Source organism: Flavobacterium frigidimaris, assembly GCF_002217275.1.
GTDB classification, from domain to species: domain Bacteria; phylum Bacteroidota; class Bacteroidia; order Flavobacteriales; family Flavobacteriaceae; genus Flavobacterium; species Flavobacterium aquidurense.
This window is the reverse complement of sequence record NZ_MUGV01000028.1, coordinates 22,382-37,485: the sequence shown is the minus strand read 5'-3', so window position 1 is coordinate 37,485 and position 15,104 is coordinate 22,382. Positions and strand designations below refer to the sequence as shown.

The following is a 15,104-nucleotide window of genomic DNA, read 5'->3' as shown; positions in this document are numbered from 1 at the left end:
CAACAATATGTGTTGATCCAAAATAATTCCAAAAAAATTTTCACAATCGAAAAAACCCCTTATATTTGCACTCGCAATCAGAAAATGATGGCAGCATACTGGAGAAATGGCAGAGCGGTCGAATGCGGCAGTCTTGAAAACTGTTGACTGTAACAGGTCCGGGGGTTCGAATCCCTCTTTCTCCGCTGAAGGCTAAAAAAGAGACTTTTCAAAGTTTTCAAAAAAAGGCCAAAAAGAGCGGTAAACCCTGCAAATCAAACGATTTGCAGGGTTTTTTCTTTTATACCGCTTTTCAATATTTATAAAATCGAACAAAATCTTTGTGGCGCATTCGTGGCGCATTTTCAATGGAGTGGATACCTTTTTTGCCACAAAAACTTAAGGCTGTTTTTAAAAAATAATTCAGCGCGCTTTGAGTTAGAAATTTAGAATACATTACTCTTCAATAAATTGAATAACATCTAAATCTGAAAAAATGCAGGAAACCAGAAAACGGTGGCCATTGGAATTTAAAATCTGTGCGGTCACACTTAGCAACCAGTACAAAAGTATAGATCGTGTAGCCCAAGAGCTAGGAATTAATAAACACAGCCTGCAGCATTGGAAGAAACTCTATAAGGATGGAAAACTTGCCTTTCAGGAATCGTCTGATTCATATACGAACAGAAAAGAAATATTAAGGTTAAAAAAGGAAATTAAAAACATCAAGATCGAACGGGATATTCTAGAAAAAGGTGCCGGATATCTTACACAAAAAAGACGATTACGATATCAATTTATCAGAGAGAACGCAGATAAATTTCCTGTATTCAAGATGTGCAAAATTTTTCATGTAGATCCCAGCAGCTACTATAAATGGTTAAAAGGACTGCCTACAAGCAGAGCGGAACGTAAAGTATTTATATCATCAGAGATTTCAAGAATTTACCATTGGAGTCAAGGCAGGTACGGAAGTCGAAGAATAGCCAAAGAGTTATCTTCTATCAACATAAAAGCATGCCGATCTTTTGTTGGAAAGATAATGCTGGAAAATAATATGCCCAGGATTCCAAAATTAAAATTTAAAAGAACTACAATCTCATCCACTATATATCCAGTAGCACCGAATTTATTAAATCAGAATTTTAAAGTCCGTAACCAAAATCAGGTGTGGGTATCGGACATAACCTATATTCGAACTAAAAAAGGCTGGGCATACCTTACTGCTGTTATAGACCTGTTTGACCGCAAGGTAATAGGTTGGTCGTTAAGTAAAACAATGAAAGCAATTGACACCACTATTACTGCCTTTAAACAAGCGCTGCGCAATCGCCCCTTAACCATTAATCAGAAATTAATATTTCACTCAGACAGAGGAATACAGTATGCCTGTAAAGATTTTGTCCACCTCTTGACAAAAAGTAACCAGATCGCCCAAAGCATGAGTAGAAAGGGCAACTGCTATGATATGCAGTCGCAGAGAGTTTTTTCAAGACACTAAAAACAGAATTAATTTATCAAAACAAGTATAAAACGATAAAAAAAGCACAAAAGTCAGTTATGACTATATTATAAATTTTTATAATAAATGCAGAAGACATTCCGCTATAGGCAATTTAACAATAGAAGAATTCCAAAATAAACACCTTATTTGTTAATAGGAAACTACAATTCTTAGATGAAATATTTTACTAATTGCAATTCCATAAATTAAATTTCCAGCATTGAATAATGTCTTAGGGAATAGTACAATTAAAATACAAAGTGCAAAAGAATAATGCAAAGTGAACTCAATATAAAATTGAAATGCTTTAAAATTATCTACTTTTGTTCTTCAGCATTCTGTATTAATTTTTCAAAGAACAATCTATGCTTCCTAATGGCATTATTGAACCCATTCGACTGAAGTTTAAAAATCAGCTTCCCGAGGAATTTCTTGAGGAACTGCAAAATAATGCCCAGTTTATAAAGCTAAAAAAAGGAGAAATACTTTTTTCTAACTATACAAAAAAGAACCAAACTTTTGTCATTATCGAAGGCAGTTTGGTACGCTTCATTACTACGCCTCAGGGTGAAGACCGCGCAACAATGTTCCATACCGAGACTTTTTTTCCAATGATTGGCAGTTCTGTTACCGAAAAGGAAAGCTCCGATTTATCTTATTATATTATTGCAAATGAAAATGCACAACTAGTTGAGTTTAATCGTGATTTTGCTATTTATTGCGTTGAGAAATATTCTTTCTTAGCTAAAACTACATTCCTAACTACAATAGAACAGCTTCAGACCCATCATCTTATTCAAAATCATCTCATTGCACTTTCAAGTATTGACTTTTTTCAATGGTTTTTAAAGCACTACAGTTTTATATTTGGTCAGTTTCAATCTCAGGATATTGCCAGCTTTATGGGAATCACTCCCGCATGGTTCAGCAAACTCAAGCGCAGAACAATTCAAAAATAAGTTTTTTCATTCATTTTTTCTTGTCTTAATTCAAGTAAAACGATTTTTTTACGTCATAATATTGTCTTGATTGGCAGAAGTACTCATTGTCGAATTTAAAATTTTACAATCAATTTCCCTGTTTATAATATTAAGCAGCTTCACAGCAGATAGAAGTCTATTTGCAGCAATCAAGAAACTTTTACTAATTATAAAACCACAAGTATGACTAAGAAATTGTCTCGTCCTGTATCAGTAATTGGTACAAGTACCCTAGGACAGCGTTATTTTGACGATCCTGAATATGATGGATTATCTATTTATGAATTATGGGCTTATGCGTGTCATCAGGCGATGGAAGATGCAGGTGTAAAACCTAAAGATATTGACAAAGTTGTCTATGCGCATATGGCTAATTTCCAAACCGGCGGTAATGTTCTTGCCCCTGTCGGAAGTATGATGGAATGGGCTGGCTTGCGCGGTAAACCAATCGTCCATATAGAACAGGCTTGTGCCAGTGGTTACATGGCATTTGTGGAGGCCTGCGATGCTGTTGCATCTGGCCGATATGATATCGTAATGGTAGCAGGTGTTGAATCGCCAAAGCACTTTATTCCGCGTGAACAGCCTGCTTTCAGAATTAAACCTATTAGAGAATATGACGCCTGGTGGCATCCCGGGCGTGCTTTGTTTGATACCACTTATTATCGATTTGATGGTGTAAGTGACAATTTACTAACGGAAGAACACGGCAAACTATACATCAAAAAGCACGGTATTTCTGAAGAAACTTTGGATGATGCCTACAATGCTATGGCGGTAAATTTACGTCGTGGAGCAGCACAGAACCCTCGTGCTTGTGAACGTAAGGAATTTGCAGAAACCGCAAAAGAAAATGGTTATGATGATGTTTTAGACTATATGCGTTCTGAATATAATCCGAAAATTACCCAGTACATCCGCAAAAGCGGCAGCGTTTTGCACAATGTAGCTGCCGGTGCTATCATTGTTTGTTCTGCTGATATTGCTGAAAAATTCAGTAAAAAAACAATCAATGTGGTCGATTATGCGAGTTCAAGCAACACGCAGCGATATCCTTTTTGTTTTCATCAGATGAATGTTGATGTGAAAGATGCACTTGTTGAAAACGGAACCGATTTAGACAATCTTGATTTAATGATTACTACCGTAATGACATCTGGCGAACAAATGGACAGTGCAGAAGTTTTTGGCTATTTACCAGATGGTGAAGGCTACAAATATGAATTGGAAGGCCGAACAGCTTATGATGGTGACAGACCTATCAATCCCCATGGCGGTGATATTAGTTTTGGACATGCTTTTGCAGCTTCAGGTATCAATATGATTAGTGAAGCTATTTTGCAGATGCGTGGAGAAGCAGGTGGATGTCAGGTCAATAAAAAAGTTGCACGCTGCTTAGTACGCGGCATGGGTGGCGGTCATACGACCGTTGGTATAGTACTGGAAGCTGATTTTTAATAACAAAGGAAAAAAGATTATGTATAAATTAAGACCAATATTAAAAACATATTATGAGAGTTTGGAAGAAAACAAAATTCTCGGAATGAAATGCCCAGAGTGCGCAGACGTGACCTGGCCTCCATTACCAATCTGCCAAGTATGTGGAAGTACCGAAGTTGATTGGACAGAAATGGGAAATGAAGCAATAATTAACGAAATTCGTTTTGAGGATTCGAGCGTTGGGGGCGATTACACTTTTCGTAAAGCAAATGATTTTTTTGCTGATAAAGAAACACCGTACTGTATCTCGATCGGAAAGTTCCCAAATGGTACACATGAATTTCACGCAGCTTTATACGGCATTAACGAAGATAATTTAGAGAAGTGGAAAGGTAAATTACCTTTCGTGGCACCAGTTCATTTTATTGAAATGGCCGGTGGGTTCAAGGCAGTTGGCTTTAAAATTCCAACAGAATAATTGTATAGAAATTTAATATAAATGGCCAGCAGATATACTGGCCATTTTGCGTTTTTTACAAACTTTTAAAATTCTATTTGTTATGAATAAGTGTATTATTTTTTTTCTAGTGATTCGTGGTAAGCAACAATTTCAAGAAGACTATCAAGCATTGCCTCATATCTTTTAGGTCCCAGAATTTTTTTATATTCCCCAGAAAGCTCTTTAGCATCCACTTTAACGGTATTAAATAAAGCTTTGCCCTTTGGTGCAAGATTGATTAACAAAGTTCTTGCATCACTTTCATTTTTGCTTGTGTATATAAGCTGCTCCTGCTCCATCTCTTTCAAAATTTTGCTGACTGCCTGTCTGGAAACTTTCATCTGAAAAACCAAATCGGTATTAGAAATTCCATTAGTACCTATATTCATAATATAAGGCACATGGGTAATATTGAGCCAACTTTCAGTATGCAAATGCCTGTTGATAGCGCGTTGTTCCAGTATTTTTCTAAAAACATAAATGACTTTAAAAATCATTCTGTCTGTTTCATCATTGTCTTCCATAAGGTAAAATTAATAATTATATGTCGTATCGCTATCACAAAAAATAAAAAAAAATAAAAAAAAATGTAAACTAAGTTGACGATTATTTGTCAACTTAGTTTACATTTGTACCATTAAAATATTAATCTATGAAACCTGAAGAACAAAAAGATTCAAAGTCGCCTAAAGCGCTTAAGTTGCTGCTAATTGCGATAGTTGTTATAAGCGTTGCTTATTTTAGCATTACTAAAATTATACATTCCACCACTTACGAAGGCACAGATAATGCCCAGATCGAAACCAATTCTGTTCCTGTGATTAGCCGTGTACCGGGATATATATCTGAATTTTCACTCCGCGATTATCAGGATGTAAAACAAGGGCAATTACTTGCTGTCATTGATCAAAGTGAATACAAACTAGCTGTTGAACAGGCTGAGGCCGATCTTCTGGCTGCAAAAGCTGATCTTGCAAACGCAGCTTCCCTCCTTCCTACCATTTCATCAGACAAAAATGTGGCATCGGCAGGTATTAGTCTTGACGAAGTAGGAATGCAGCAGGCAAAACGTGATTTGGCCAGAGACGAATCATTATATAAGGAAGGCTCTATTACTTTAAGACAGCTTGAAAGAAGCCAGTCGGCTTATCAAACTGCACTTAAACTGGTTGCTTCAAGTAAAAGTAAATTACAGTCCGTTAGCAGACAGACCGGAAGTGCCAATGCACAAATAGAACATGCAAAAGCCGCAATTGCAGCGCGTGAAGTTGCTCTTCAAAAAGCAAAACTTAATTTGTCTTACACTCGAATTATCGCACCAACAAGTGGAAAGATTGGAAAATCAAACCTTAAAAAAGGGCAATATGTGCAAGGCAGTCAACAATTGTTTAGCATTGTTAATAACGACCAATATTGGATCACAGCAAATTTCAAAGAAACTCAAATAGAACATATGCGAATTGGCATGCCGGCAGAAATTGTTGTTGATGGTTTTCCTGATACTAAAATCACAGGAAAAATAACAGATTTCAGCGATGCGACCGGAGCTAAGTTTGCCCTTTTGCCAGCTGATAATGCAACTGGAAACTTTGTAAAAGTAACGCAGCGTGTTCCTGTTATCATTGCTATTGATAATTTTAAGCAATTACAAGGAATACTAAAAGCAGGATTAAGCGCAGAAGTAGATGTTAAAGTTAAGTAGTTTCAAAATTTCAATACATCGTTAAATGGAAACTGAAAAAAGCAAAATAGTTCGAATACTGATTATTATTACCAGTATTACGGCCGCTGTTATGGAACTTATTGATATTTCCATTGTAAACGTAGCACTTACCAATATCAGCGGTACATTGGGCGCAACGGTAGAAGATGCCTCGTGGGTTGTTACTGCTTATGGTATTGCCAATGTTATCATTATTCCTCTAACCGGATTTTTAAGCCGTTATTTTGGAAGGAAAAATTATTATTTGACTTCCATATTACTCTTCACTTTGGCTTCCTATATGTGTGGAAACTCCTCATCCTTATGGATGCTTGTTTTCTGGAGATTTGTTCAGGGAATTGGCGGAGGTGCTTTACTGTCAGTTTCACAAGGAATTCTCTTTGACCAGTTCAAACCCGAGCAAAAAGGAATTGCCGGAGGGATATTTGGTATGGGTATCGTAATTGGTCCTACAATTGGCCCTGTACTTGGTGGATATATCGTCGATAATTATCATTGGGGATTGATCTTCGACATCAATATTCCTGTGGGAATTCTTGCTGCCATACTAACCTGGTATTTTGTAGAGAAAAAACCTGATGAATTCAAAATAGACAGAAAATCATTATCCATTGATTATATAGGCATTATTTCCCTATGTGTAGGAATTGGAGCGCTGCAATATGTTTTAGAAAAAGGACAATCTGAAGATTGGTTTGAAGATGAAATGATCCGTTATTTAACTGCGGCTGCAATACTTGGCCTGACCGTTTTTATATGGTGGGAACTGCGAACAAAATCGCCTGTTATTAATTTAAAAGTGATGAAAAGCAGAAACCTGACAGGAAGTAATATTTTAACCTTCGTGTGTGGTTTTGGGCTTTTTGGTTCAGCCTATTTATTTCCGGTAATGGTTCAGAGAGCTATGGGTTATACTCCCACAGACGCAGGTTTAGCCATGATTCCGGGAGCTCTGGTATCACTTCTCGCTATGCCCTTAATTGGTATCGGATTAGGAAAAGGAATCAAACCGGTATATTTTGTTACTATGGGATTTGCCTTTTTTGTACTTCACGGCTATACCTGTTCTCAGGTTGCTCCAGGTGCAGATAAATGGTGGTTTATCGTGAGCCAGCTTTGCAGAGGTTTGGGCTCAGGATGCCTTACAGTACCACTTCTCACTCAAGCCGTTGTGGGATTAAAACCTCAGGATATGCCATACGGAATTTCTTTAAATAATATGTGTCGTCAGCTGGGTGGAGCATTTGGAATAGCAATTATGAATACCTATGCTACAAACCGTTCTGCTACACACAGAATGGATTTGGTTTCTAACCTTCAGGAAAATAATCCTTTGATGATTGAACGATTACATCAATATGCAGCAGGTTTTATGGCAAAAGGAATTGCTCCTCTCAATGCACAAAATCTCGCGGTAGGTTCTTTAGAACGTTCAATCGCCGGACAGGCACAAATGCTCGCTTATCTGGACGGATTTTTACTAATCTCTGCCTTTTTTATCTGTAGCATCCCTTTTATGCTTTTGCTAAAAAATCAAAATATGGATGCAGAAACCAGGGCAAAAGTAGCCACCGCTGCCCACTAATTTTAAAACATCATGAAAAAAATATTTAGTATATTAATTATACTCATCATAACAACATCTGCAAGTGCTCAGGAAAACACGGGCGATCTTAAGCAGTTAATTAATGCCTCATTTGGTTATTTTCCAAAATTTAAAGAACTACAAGAAACAGTAAACACTGGAGAACATCGTGTGAAGCTAGCAAAATCAGGTGGACTTCCAACACTGAATGCACAGGGATCTTACAGTTACAGCTATCCGGTTTCAGAAATCAGTGCTGTGAGCGGCGATCAGGTTTCGGCTTTCAAGATTATGCCTAATAATAAATACAGTACAATGCTAAATGCGAGTTACACACTTTGGGATTTTGGTGCTGTTAAGGCTTCGGTTGACATGAAGAAATCAGAACTGGAATCAGCAAAACATAATCTTGATTTTTACAGAAGTGAAGTTGCCTTTCAGGTTGCTGATATTTATTATCAGGTCGTCTATCTAAAAAAAGCTATTTCTATTGAAAACAGTGTGATTCAGTTTTTAGAAGAAAATAAAAAAGACACCGAAATAAAACTTAAAAATGGCGATGCTTTGCGTTACGATGTATTGTCCATTCAATCGAGTGTTGATCAGGAAAACAACAATAAAATTGCATTAAAAAATGCTCTTGATAAACAGATTGCGCTTTTGGAATATACGACAGGCAAAAAAATTGAAACAAACAGTTCTAATTTTGAATTTCCGGCCGTTACTCAAAGCACCGCAGAGCAGGCATTAGAAAGTGCTAAAAAAAACAACTCTGAATTTGATCTTATCAGAGATCAGGTAAAACAGGCGGAAGCGCAAGTTAAACTGAGTCATAGCAAGTCAAAACCATCAATAATACTTAATGCTGCAACAGGATATACAAATGGATATACACCAGATATTGATGATTTCAGATATAATTATAATGCCGGTGTAACACTAAAAATTCCTATTTACGAAGGTGGAAAATACAAGGAGGAAATTAACATTGCAAAAAGTACACTTCAGGAATCTAAATATGCCGAAGAAACATTAGAAAACACATTTTTGAAGGATATTCGAGAAATCCTAATAGATATCGAGAGCAGTAGTTCAAGTATCATTAATTCAAAAAAACAGGCCGAACAAGCCCTTGAAGCTCAAAAACTAGCACAAAGTCGTTATAAAAACGGAATAGGGACATATTTAGAACTTACCAATGCAAGTACAAATGTACAACGCGCAGAACTGACAACCCTGCAATACGAACATCAATTATGTGTGGGACAATATAATCTTGCACGTATTACAGGACTTAATTACTGGCAATAATAGGTTTTTAAGATATGCTGTTTCATAAATTAAAAGGCAAAGGGACTTCAGTAATGACGTCCCCTTTTGCAATACACAGATATTAATAGTGATGAACATTGGATAAGAAAGAAATCATACAGGAAGCCGCAGCGTTTTTATTTTCAAGCAAAGGATATCATGCTACTACGATAAGGGATATTGCAAAATATGCTAACGTAAATGTGGCCATGATAACCTACTATTTCACAAGTAAGGAAAACTTGTTGCTTGAAATAATTCATAACCTTTCTGTTGCTGTTGAAATGATAGATAAAGACATGGAGAAATCTTGCAATTATCCTGAAAAAAAATTGTACGATTTCATCCATAATACTCTTGACATTTCAAAAAAACTTAGGAATGTCTGTAAATTGGTACTTCAGCTGCAAATGCTCGATGCTGGTAGAGACATAAATAAAACAATAAGAAAGATAAAAGAAAAGCATTATACTACGTTTCTTGCAGTTATTCAAGGGACTGATCCTGAAGAAAAATGGTTTGGCAGAAATATTTATTTGTACAATTCATTTATGGTTTTGCTATGGGAAGATTTGACTTCTGAAACCTTTGATACTAAAGATAATCATCTGGCCGATATTTCTGTGCTATTATATAACTATCTGAATACTATGTTATGAAGGATAAAATAAAATTAAGAGCAATTGATATGTTCTTAACTCTTGGTTTTAAAACCGTAACTATGGATTGTATAGCAATAAATTTAGGCATTTCAAAAAAAACACTTTACAACCACTTTGACAACAAGGAGGAATTAATTATTGAAAGTACAAAATTATTAAGCCACTATATTAGCGATGCCATAAATGCTATCAAAACAAAAAATTATAATGCTATTGAAGAAAATTTTGAAATAAAAAAAATGTTTTCTGATCTCTTTAAAACTTCTGATACTCATTCAATTTACGAGTTAAAAGTGTATTATCCTGAAATTTATTATACTATTATAAACAGAGAAAAAGAACGATATCTTGTGAATTTTAGAGAAAACATTAAAAAAGGTATCAATGAGGATTTATACCGAAAGAATATCAATATAGAATTGTATGTCTTCTTTTATTACAAACTCCTCTTTCAAATTAAAGAAAAATCACATTCTCAAAAAGATTTTATTAGAGAAGAGATCGAACTTTTCGAATACCATATAAGATCAATGGCGACAGCTAAGGGAATAAATGAATTAGAGAAACAATTGACAAAGCTTTTAAATTAATTAGTTGGAAAAGCATATTCTTGTTTGTTTGATTTTTGTACTTTTATATTTGTATGAAAGCAACAAGAGAATTTGCCAACCCTGCATTAAAATCGGTTCTGAAGCAAAGAGGCTTCAAAGTGACATGGAATAAAGTTACAAAAACTGGCACCTCAGCTTTCGGACGTCGTCATTTCTATCTAATACTTCTTAGCATAGGAAATAGTAAAATACATTACGATGATCAAACTATTCATCTTGACGGAGTGTATCTTTTTTTTGCTAATTCTCGTATACCTTATGCCACTGAGATAATTTCTGAAAAGCAGACAGGTTATTCCTGTGTTTTTACAGAAGAATTCATCAAACCTTTAGAAAGACTGGAAAACTTGCAGCACTCACCTTTGTTTGAACTTAACTCAAATCCCGCTTTTAAACTTAACAAAGAGCAACAAAAAAAGATTACAGGTTTTTTTAACACTATGATTACGAGCGACAAAACAGATTATCTCTACAAGGACGATTTAATGCGTACTTACATTGAACTAATCATTCACGACGCATTACAAATGCGTCCGGCAGAAAATTTTAAACAATCCAGCAGTGCTTCATTACGAATCGTTAATCATTTTATGGATCTGTTGGAGCGTCAATTTCCAATAGAAAATCTAAATGAACCTTTAAAACTGAAGAGCGCACAAGATTTCGCTAGCTTACTTTCTATTCACGTAAATTATCTTAACCGTGCTGTTAAAGAAGTTACAGGAAAATCAACAACAACTATAATTGCAGAGCGTATTACTGCCGAAGCCACAACGCTACTGCGCTATGCCGATTGGAGTATCTCTGAGATTGCTTATATCTTAGGGTTTGAATATGCTAACTATTTTAGTAATTTTTTTAAAAAGATGACTGGCAATATTCCTAAATTTTATCGCGACCATTAAGTTTGAATTTTATACTTCTTGGTTTGAATCGTTTATATTTTTAGGATTATTCTTTCATAAATTTGTATTATTAAATTAATTGAATAACATAAAAATTATATAGATATGAATAATATAGCTGAAAAAATGATTTTCAAACCAGCATTTGAATACATTGACAACGGAATTGAGCACGGAGTATTAAGCCCATTTGAAACCAAAGAAACCATTTTAAAAAAGGGAGAACAAATAGCTCCCGGCTTTAAATCTCTTGGTTGTGATATTCGTTTTCTGAAAGATGTTCCTGTAAAAATGCGTGATGGAATCACAATTTATACTGATGTTTATCTGCCTGTTACTGAAGAAAAAGTTCCTACTCTGATTGCATGGAGTCCTTACGGAAAAAGTGCAGGAACAGCGCCTCGTTATGTAGGTTTGTTCAATATGCTTGGAATGGGAAATGCATGGGGTTCTGGCCTAACAAAATTTGAAGCACCAGATCCGGCATATTGGGTTCAGCACGGTTATGCGGTTTGTAATCCTGATGCGCGTGGAATTGCACACAGCGAAGGCGATATTACGATGATTGGTTCACAGGAAGCCGAGGATTGTTACGATCTTATCGAATGGTTGGCAGCACAAGATTGGTCGAACAAGAAAACAGCATTATCCGGAACTTCATATTTGGCTTTTTCGCAATGGTTTATTGCTGCAGGTCAACCGCCGCATCTTACTTGTATAAACCCAGTTGAAGGTTTACAGGATGCATATCGTGATTTAGCATACATTGGCGGAATTCCGGATCCGAATTTCCTTCATCGCCTGCAGGTAAATCACGTAAGTGCTACAGGTGCAAAGCGAGAAGATATGGTGGCCGAACTAGAAGCTTATCCCCTAGCAAATTGCGATTTGTGGGAAGACAAAGTAGCCGATGTTTCTAAAATTACCATTCCAGCCTATATTGTAGCAAGTTATTCTAATACCTTACATACAATGGGAACTTTCCGTTCCTGGCGTTCGATAGGTTCTAAAGAAAAATGGATGCGTATTCATGATACTCAGGAGTGGCCGGATTATTATGCTAAAGAATCTACGGAAGAACTTCGTAAATTCTTTGATTATTATTTGCTTGGAAAACAAAATGGATGGGAAAAAACACCAACCGTACAATATTCAATTTTAGATTTTCATGGTGGTAATCGTACCGGACTTACTTCGGAAACTTTTCCACCAAAAGAATCAGAATTACAACGTTATTATTTGAATGGAAAAACACGAACGCTACAATTGACTGCAGATGAAAATGAAACTCCACTGCGTTATTTCCCTGAAGCTATGCCAGCTCGTGTATCGTTCCAGACTGTATTTGATAAGGACACTACCTTTATAGGTTATCCGAAAGTGAAACTTTTTATGGAAGCAGAAAATGCAGACGATATGGATATATTTGTTTGGGTACAAAAAATTGACAAATTAGGTAATGTATTAAGCGAATTTGTAGTACCAAACCGCAACGCTGCTTTACAGGATTTTACACAAGACGGAGCTTCTGCATTGCGTTACAAAGGTGCGAGTGGGCGTTTACGCGCATCACACAGACATTTAGATCCAAAACTTTCTACAGACGAAGTACCTGCATACAGTTTTGACCGAGTAGAAAAGCTTTCGCCAAAAGAAATCGTAGAATTAGATATTGTTCTTAGTCCACTTGGTTTGATTTATTATTCAGGCGAAACACTGCGAGTAATGATAAGCAGTAAAGACGAAATTGGTTCTGTTATGCCGGGAACTCCAGGCTGTACACCAAACAACAAAGGAATTCATATTCTGCATACTGGCGGCAAATATGCAAGTTATTTGCAAATGCCTTTAATGAAATAAAATATTACAATGGTAACTCCTTTCGTTTGAAAGGAGTTATCTTTATTATATTCCATTTCACTTTAAAGGATCATAATGAAAGAAATAAAAAAAGTTGGTACCGTTGATATTACAGAGAAATTTGGTCTTGACTTTGAGCATAAAAATTTTTTATTTAAATCGCAGGAAATAACGCCTAAACGTCATTTTGAACCACATCGCTCTGAATTGTACAGCATTGGACTTGTTCAAAAATGAGAAGCTGATTTTACTGTAGGCTTAGAAAACTATTCCCTAAAAGCGCCTTGCATTGTCCTCATAGCTCCTGACGAAATACGGGAATGGAAACTTAAAGAAGAAAAAATAGAAACTACAAGTCTTTTTTTTACAGAAGATTTTGCCGTTTCAGGATTAACAGATGCACAATTTTTAAAGAAGTTTTCCTTTTTCAAAAGCAATGGCAAACACGCCTTACTTTTAGATCCTGAAAAATTAGAAATTATTCTAACCTACTTTAATCATATAGAAAAGAAGAACAAATCTAATTTGCCTAATAAATTTGAAAGCATTCAAAGTTTATTACGCATATTACTTTTAGAATTAGAAAGCTTTCCCGAAAATCAGACCAATATCGAGAATAATTCCTATTCCAGAGGATATTATTTAACAGAGAAATTTAAAGAACTATTAGTTGAAAATTTCACTAAACATCGTGAGGTTCATTTTTATGCCGAAAAACTTTTCATAACACCAAAACATCTTTCACAAGTTGTAAAAGATCAAACCGGAAAAACTGTTAGTGAGATCATTAGCGAAATGGTTTGTCTGGAAGCTAAAGTGCTGCTTCAAACAAAATCTTTGAATATTTCAGAACTTTCTGTATATTTAAATTTTGCTTCAGCAACCTTTTTTGGAAAATTTTTTAAACGAAGTACAGGTATGAGTCCATTAGAATATCGCAAAAGTCTTTAAAATAAAAAACGATATTTAGAACAGTTTCCCCGTTGTCCAGACCTTCCCCATCTTTCTTTAAACAAATACCTTTGTAAGATAAATATTAAATTCAAAGTATTATGAATACAAGAAAATTAGGCAATTCAGGAATTGACATTTCTCCTATTGCAATTGGTACAAGAGAAGTAGGCGAAAAAAGCAAACAACAAACCATAGAAACACTTCAGTACGCCATAGATTCTGGCATTAATTTCATAAATACCGCTGACTTTTACGGAATGGGAATGAATGAATTAATCATTGGCGAGGCTATAAAAAATCGTCGTGAAAAAGCATTTATCAGCGTTAAAACTGGTGCTTTAAGAAACTATCAGGGTCACTTTCTTGGCTTTGACGGAAGACCAAATGCCATTAAAAATTTCTGCGCTTATTCGCTAACCCGACTTGGAGTTAATGAAATTGATCTTTATCAGATTGCGAGAATCGATCCTAATGTTCCAATCGAAGAATCAGTCGGAGCTATAAAAGATTTAATTCAGGAAGGAAAAGTGCGTTGTTTAGGATTATCTGAAGTGAATGCCGATCAAATCAGAAGAGCAAATGCTGTACATCCTGTCACTGCTGTTGAAATTGAATATTCATTAGCAACTCGTTTTATCGAAAAAGAAATACTTCCAGAAGTTCGTAAAATTGGCGCAAGCCTTATTCCGTATTCTGTATTGAGTTACGGATTACTGACAGGGAATTTATCGGGACCGCTTCCAAAAGAAGATTACAAAAATATGTTTCCAAGATTTCAGGGAGAAAATCTTCAATACAATCTAAAATTAGTAGAAAAACTGCAAGATATAGCTTCTCAAAAAGGAATTACAGCCGGAGATTTAGCTCTTGCCTGGGCATTGCACCAAGGCGATGATATTATTCCGATTGTTGGAATGAGCAGTACCAAAAGGGTCGATAAAAATATCAATCTGGTAGAGTCTATCCAATTAACCTCAGAAGAAAATAAACTGCTTAATGAAACTTTTGGAATTGGAGTTTTTAAAGGCGAACGCTATCCTGATGCTTTACTAAAAGTAGTTGCTTCTTAATTTCTTAAATGATCGAAGATT

At 35.6% G+C, this 15,104-nt stretch carries 16 protein-coding genes and 1 tRNA gene; 16 read left to right on the top strand and 1 reads right to left on the bottom strand.

The window, feature by feature from the left end:
* Positions 1 to 100 precede the first annotated feature (100 nt).
* From B0A65_RS16410 to B0A65_RS16385, 6 genes are all read left to right on the top strand, one after another.
* Positions 101 to 185 (top strand) — tRNA-Ser (locus B0A65_RS16410).
* 290 nt (positions 186 to 475) lie between these two features.
* Positions 476 to 1,480 (top strand): IS3 family transposase, encoded by a 1,005-nt coding sequence (locus tag B0A65_RS16405; protein WP_083370507.1) that lies wholly within the window; start codon positions 476 to 478, stop codon positions 1,478 to 1,480.
* An 11-nt stretch (positions 1,481 to 1,491) separates the two neighbouring features.
* Positions 1,492 to 1,554 carry a hypothetical protein gene (locus B0A65_RS23700; protein ID WP_083370516.1) on the top strand — a complete coding sequence of 21 codons (63 nt, stop codon included), beginning with the start codon at positions 1,492 to 1,494 and terminating at the stop codon, positions 1,552 to 1,554.
* 294 nt (positions 1,555 to 1,848) lie between these two features.
* A complete protein-coding gene (locus B0A65_RS16395) occupies positions 1,849 to 2,442 on the top strand; it encodes a Crp/Fnr family transcriptional regulator (RefSeq protein ID WP_074662852.1) in 594 nt (197 codons plus the stop codon).
* 204 nt (positions 2,443 to 2,646) lie between these two features.
* Positions 2,647 to 3,921, top strand: coding sequence for a thiolase family protein (locus B0A65_RS16390; protein WP_074662854.1), 1,275 nt, complete (start codon positions 2,647 to 2,649; stop codon positions 3,919 to 3,921).
* Between the two features lie 19 nt (positions 3,922 to 3,940).
* A complete protein-coding gene (locus B0A65_RS16385) occupies positions 3,941 to 4,381 on the top strand; it encodes a Zn-ribbon domain-containing OB-fold protein (RefSeq protein WP_074662857.1) in 441 nt (146 codons plus the stop codon).
* Between the two features lie 95 nt (positions 4,382 to 4,476).
* On the opposite strand, the gene B0A65_RS16380 is transcribed toward B0A65_RS16385, so the two are convergent.
* The gene (locus B0A65_RS16380) at positions 4,477 to 4,926 is read right to left on the bottom strand and encodes a MarR family winged helix-turn-helix transcriptional regulator (RefSeq protein WP_074662858.1); all 450 of its coding nucleotides are present in this window, start codon (positions 4,924 to 4,926) and stop codon (positions 4,477 to 4,479) included.
* A 128-nt stretch (positions 4,927 to 5,054) separates the two neighbouring features.
* Between B0A65_RS16380 and B0A65_RS16375 the strand changes: the two genes are divergently transcribed.
* From B0A65_RS16375 to B0A65_RS16335, 10 genes are all read left to right on the top strand, one after another.
* Positions 5,055 to 6,104: an HlyD family secretion protein gene (locus B0A65_RS16375; protein WP_074662861.1), complete on the top strand. Its 1,050-nt coding sequence runs from the start codon at positions 5,055 to 5,057 to the stop codon at positions 6,102 to 6,104.
* Between the two features lie 25 nt (positions 6,105 to 6,129).
* Complete coding sequence (locus B0A65_RS16370) at positions 6,130 to 7,710, top strand: DHA2 family efflux MFS transporter permease subunit (RefSeq protein WP_074662864.1); 1,581 nt, start codon at positions 6,130 to 6,132, stop codon at positions 7,708 to 7,710.
* Positions 7,711 to 7,722: 12 nt separating this feature from the next.
* Positions 7,723 to 9,021 (top strand): TolC family protein, encoded by a 1,299-nt coding sequence (locus tag B0A65_RS16365; protein ID WP_074662866.1) that lies wholly within the window; start codon positions 7,723 to 7,725, stop codon positions 9,019 to 9,021.
* Between the two features lie 98 nt (positions 9,022 to 9,119).
* Complete coding sequence (locus B0A65_RS16360; protein ID WP_074662869.1) at positions 9,120 to 9,680, top strand: TetR/AcrR family transcriptional regulator; 561 nt, start codon at positions 9,120 to 9,122, stop codon at positions 9,678 to 9,680.
* Positions 9,677 to 10,273: a TetR/AcrR family transcriptional regulator gene (locus tag B0A65_RS16355; RefSeq protein ID WP_074662871.1), complete on the top strand. Its 597-nt coding sequence runs from the start codon at positions 9,677 to 9,679 to the stop codon at positions 10,271 to 10,273. The genes B0A65_RS16360 and B0A65_RS16355 overlap by 4 nt, the downstream gene beginning before the upstream one ends.
* Positions 10,274 to 10,326: 53 nt before the next feature.
* The gene (locus tag B0A65_RS16350) at positions 10,327 to 11,199 is read left to right on the top strand and encodes a helix-turn-helix domain-containing protein (protein WP_074662872.1); all 873 of its coding nucleotides are present in this window, start codon (positions 10,327 to 10,329) and stop codon (positions 11,197 to 11,199) included.
* Between the two features lie 105 nt (positions 11,200 to 11,304).
* Positions 11,305 to 13,059 carry a CocE/NonD family hydrolase gene (locus B0A65_RS16345; protein ID WP_074662875.1) on the top strand — a complete coding sequence of 585 codons (1,755 nt, stop codon included), beginning with the start codon at positions 11,305 to 11,307 and terminating at the stop codon, positions 13,057 to 13,059.
* Between the two features lie 75 nt (positions 13,060 to 13,134).
* On the top strand, positions 13,135 to 13,296 hold the full coding sequence (locus tag B0A65_RS23315; RefSeq protein ID WP_207556445.1) for a hypothetical protein: 162 nt from the start codon (positions 13,135 to 13,137) through the stop codon (positions 13,294 to 13,296).
* Positions 13,297 to 13,584: 288 nt separating this feature from the next.
* A complete protein-coding gene (locus B0A65_RS23310) occupies positions 13,585 to 14,010 on the top strand; it encodes a helix-turn-helix domain-containing protein (RefSeq protein WP_074662878.1) in 426 nt (141 codons plus the stop codon).
* 101 nt (positions 14,011 to 14,111) lie between these two features.
* Complete coding sequence (locus B0A65_RS16335) at positions 14,112 to 15,083, top strand: aldo/keto reductase (protein ID WP_074662882.1); 972 nt, start codon at positions 14,112 to 14,114, stop codon at positions 15,081 to 15,083.
* The last annotated feature ends 21 nt before the right edge of the window (positions 15,084 to 15,104 follow it).

Excerpts from the sequence above, each read along its gene's own strand:
- B0A65_RS16405 (WP_083370507.1), top strand. The coding sequence starts at position 476 with ATGCAGGAAACCAGAAAACGGTGGCCATTGGAATTTAAAATCTGTGCG.
- B0A65_RS16395 (WP_074662852.1), top strand. The coding sequence starts at position 1,849 with ATGCTTCCTAATGGCATTATTGAACCCATTCGACTGAAGTTTAAAAAT.
- B0A65_RS16335 (WP_074662882.1), top strand. The coding sequence starts at position 14,112 with ATGAATACAAGAAAATTAGGCAATTCAGGAATTGACATTTCTCCTATT.
- B0A65_RS16355 (WP_074662871.1), top strand. The coding sequence starts at position 9,677 with ATGAAGGATAAAATAAAATTAAGAGCAATTGATATGTTCTTAACTCTT.
- B0A65_RS16345 (WP_074662875.1), top strand. The coding sequence starts at position 11,305 with ATGAATAATATAGCTGAAAAAATGATTTTCAAACCAGCATTTGAATAC.
- B0A65_RS16385 (WP_074662857.1), top strand. The coding sequence starts at position 3,941 with ATGTATAAATTAAGACCAATATTAAAAACATATTATGAGAGTTTGGAA.
- B0A65_RS16390 (WP_074662854.1), top strand. The coding sequence starts at position 2,647 with ATGACTAAGAAATTGTCTCGTCCTGTATCAGTAATTGGTACAAGTACC.
- B0A65_RS16370 (WP_074662864.1), top strand. The coding sequence starts at position 6,130 with ATGGAAACTGAAAAAAGCAAAATAGTTCGAATACTGATTATTATTACC.
- B0A65_RS23315 (WP_207556445.1), top strand. The coding sequence starts at position 13,135 with ATGAAAGAAATAAAAAAAGTTGGTACCGTTGATATTACAGAGAAATTT.
- B0A65_RS16365 (WP_074662866.1), top strand. The coding sequence starts at position 7,723 with ATGAAAAAAATATTTAGTATATTAATTATACTCATCATAACAACATCT.
- B0A65_RS16350 (WP_074662872.1), top strand. The coding sequence starts at position 10,327 with ATGAAAGCAACAAGAGAATTTGCCAACCCTGCATTAAAATCGGTTCTG.
- B0A65_RS16375 (WP_074662861.1), top strand. The coding sequence starts at position 5,055 with ATGAAACCTGAAGAACAAAAAGATTCAAAGTCGCCTAAAGCGCTTAAG.
- B0A65_RS16380 (WP_074662858.1), bottom strand. The coding sequence starts at position 4,926 with ATGGAAGACAATGATGAAACAGACAGAATGATTTTTAAAGTCATTTAT.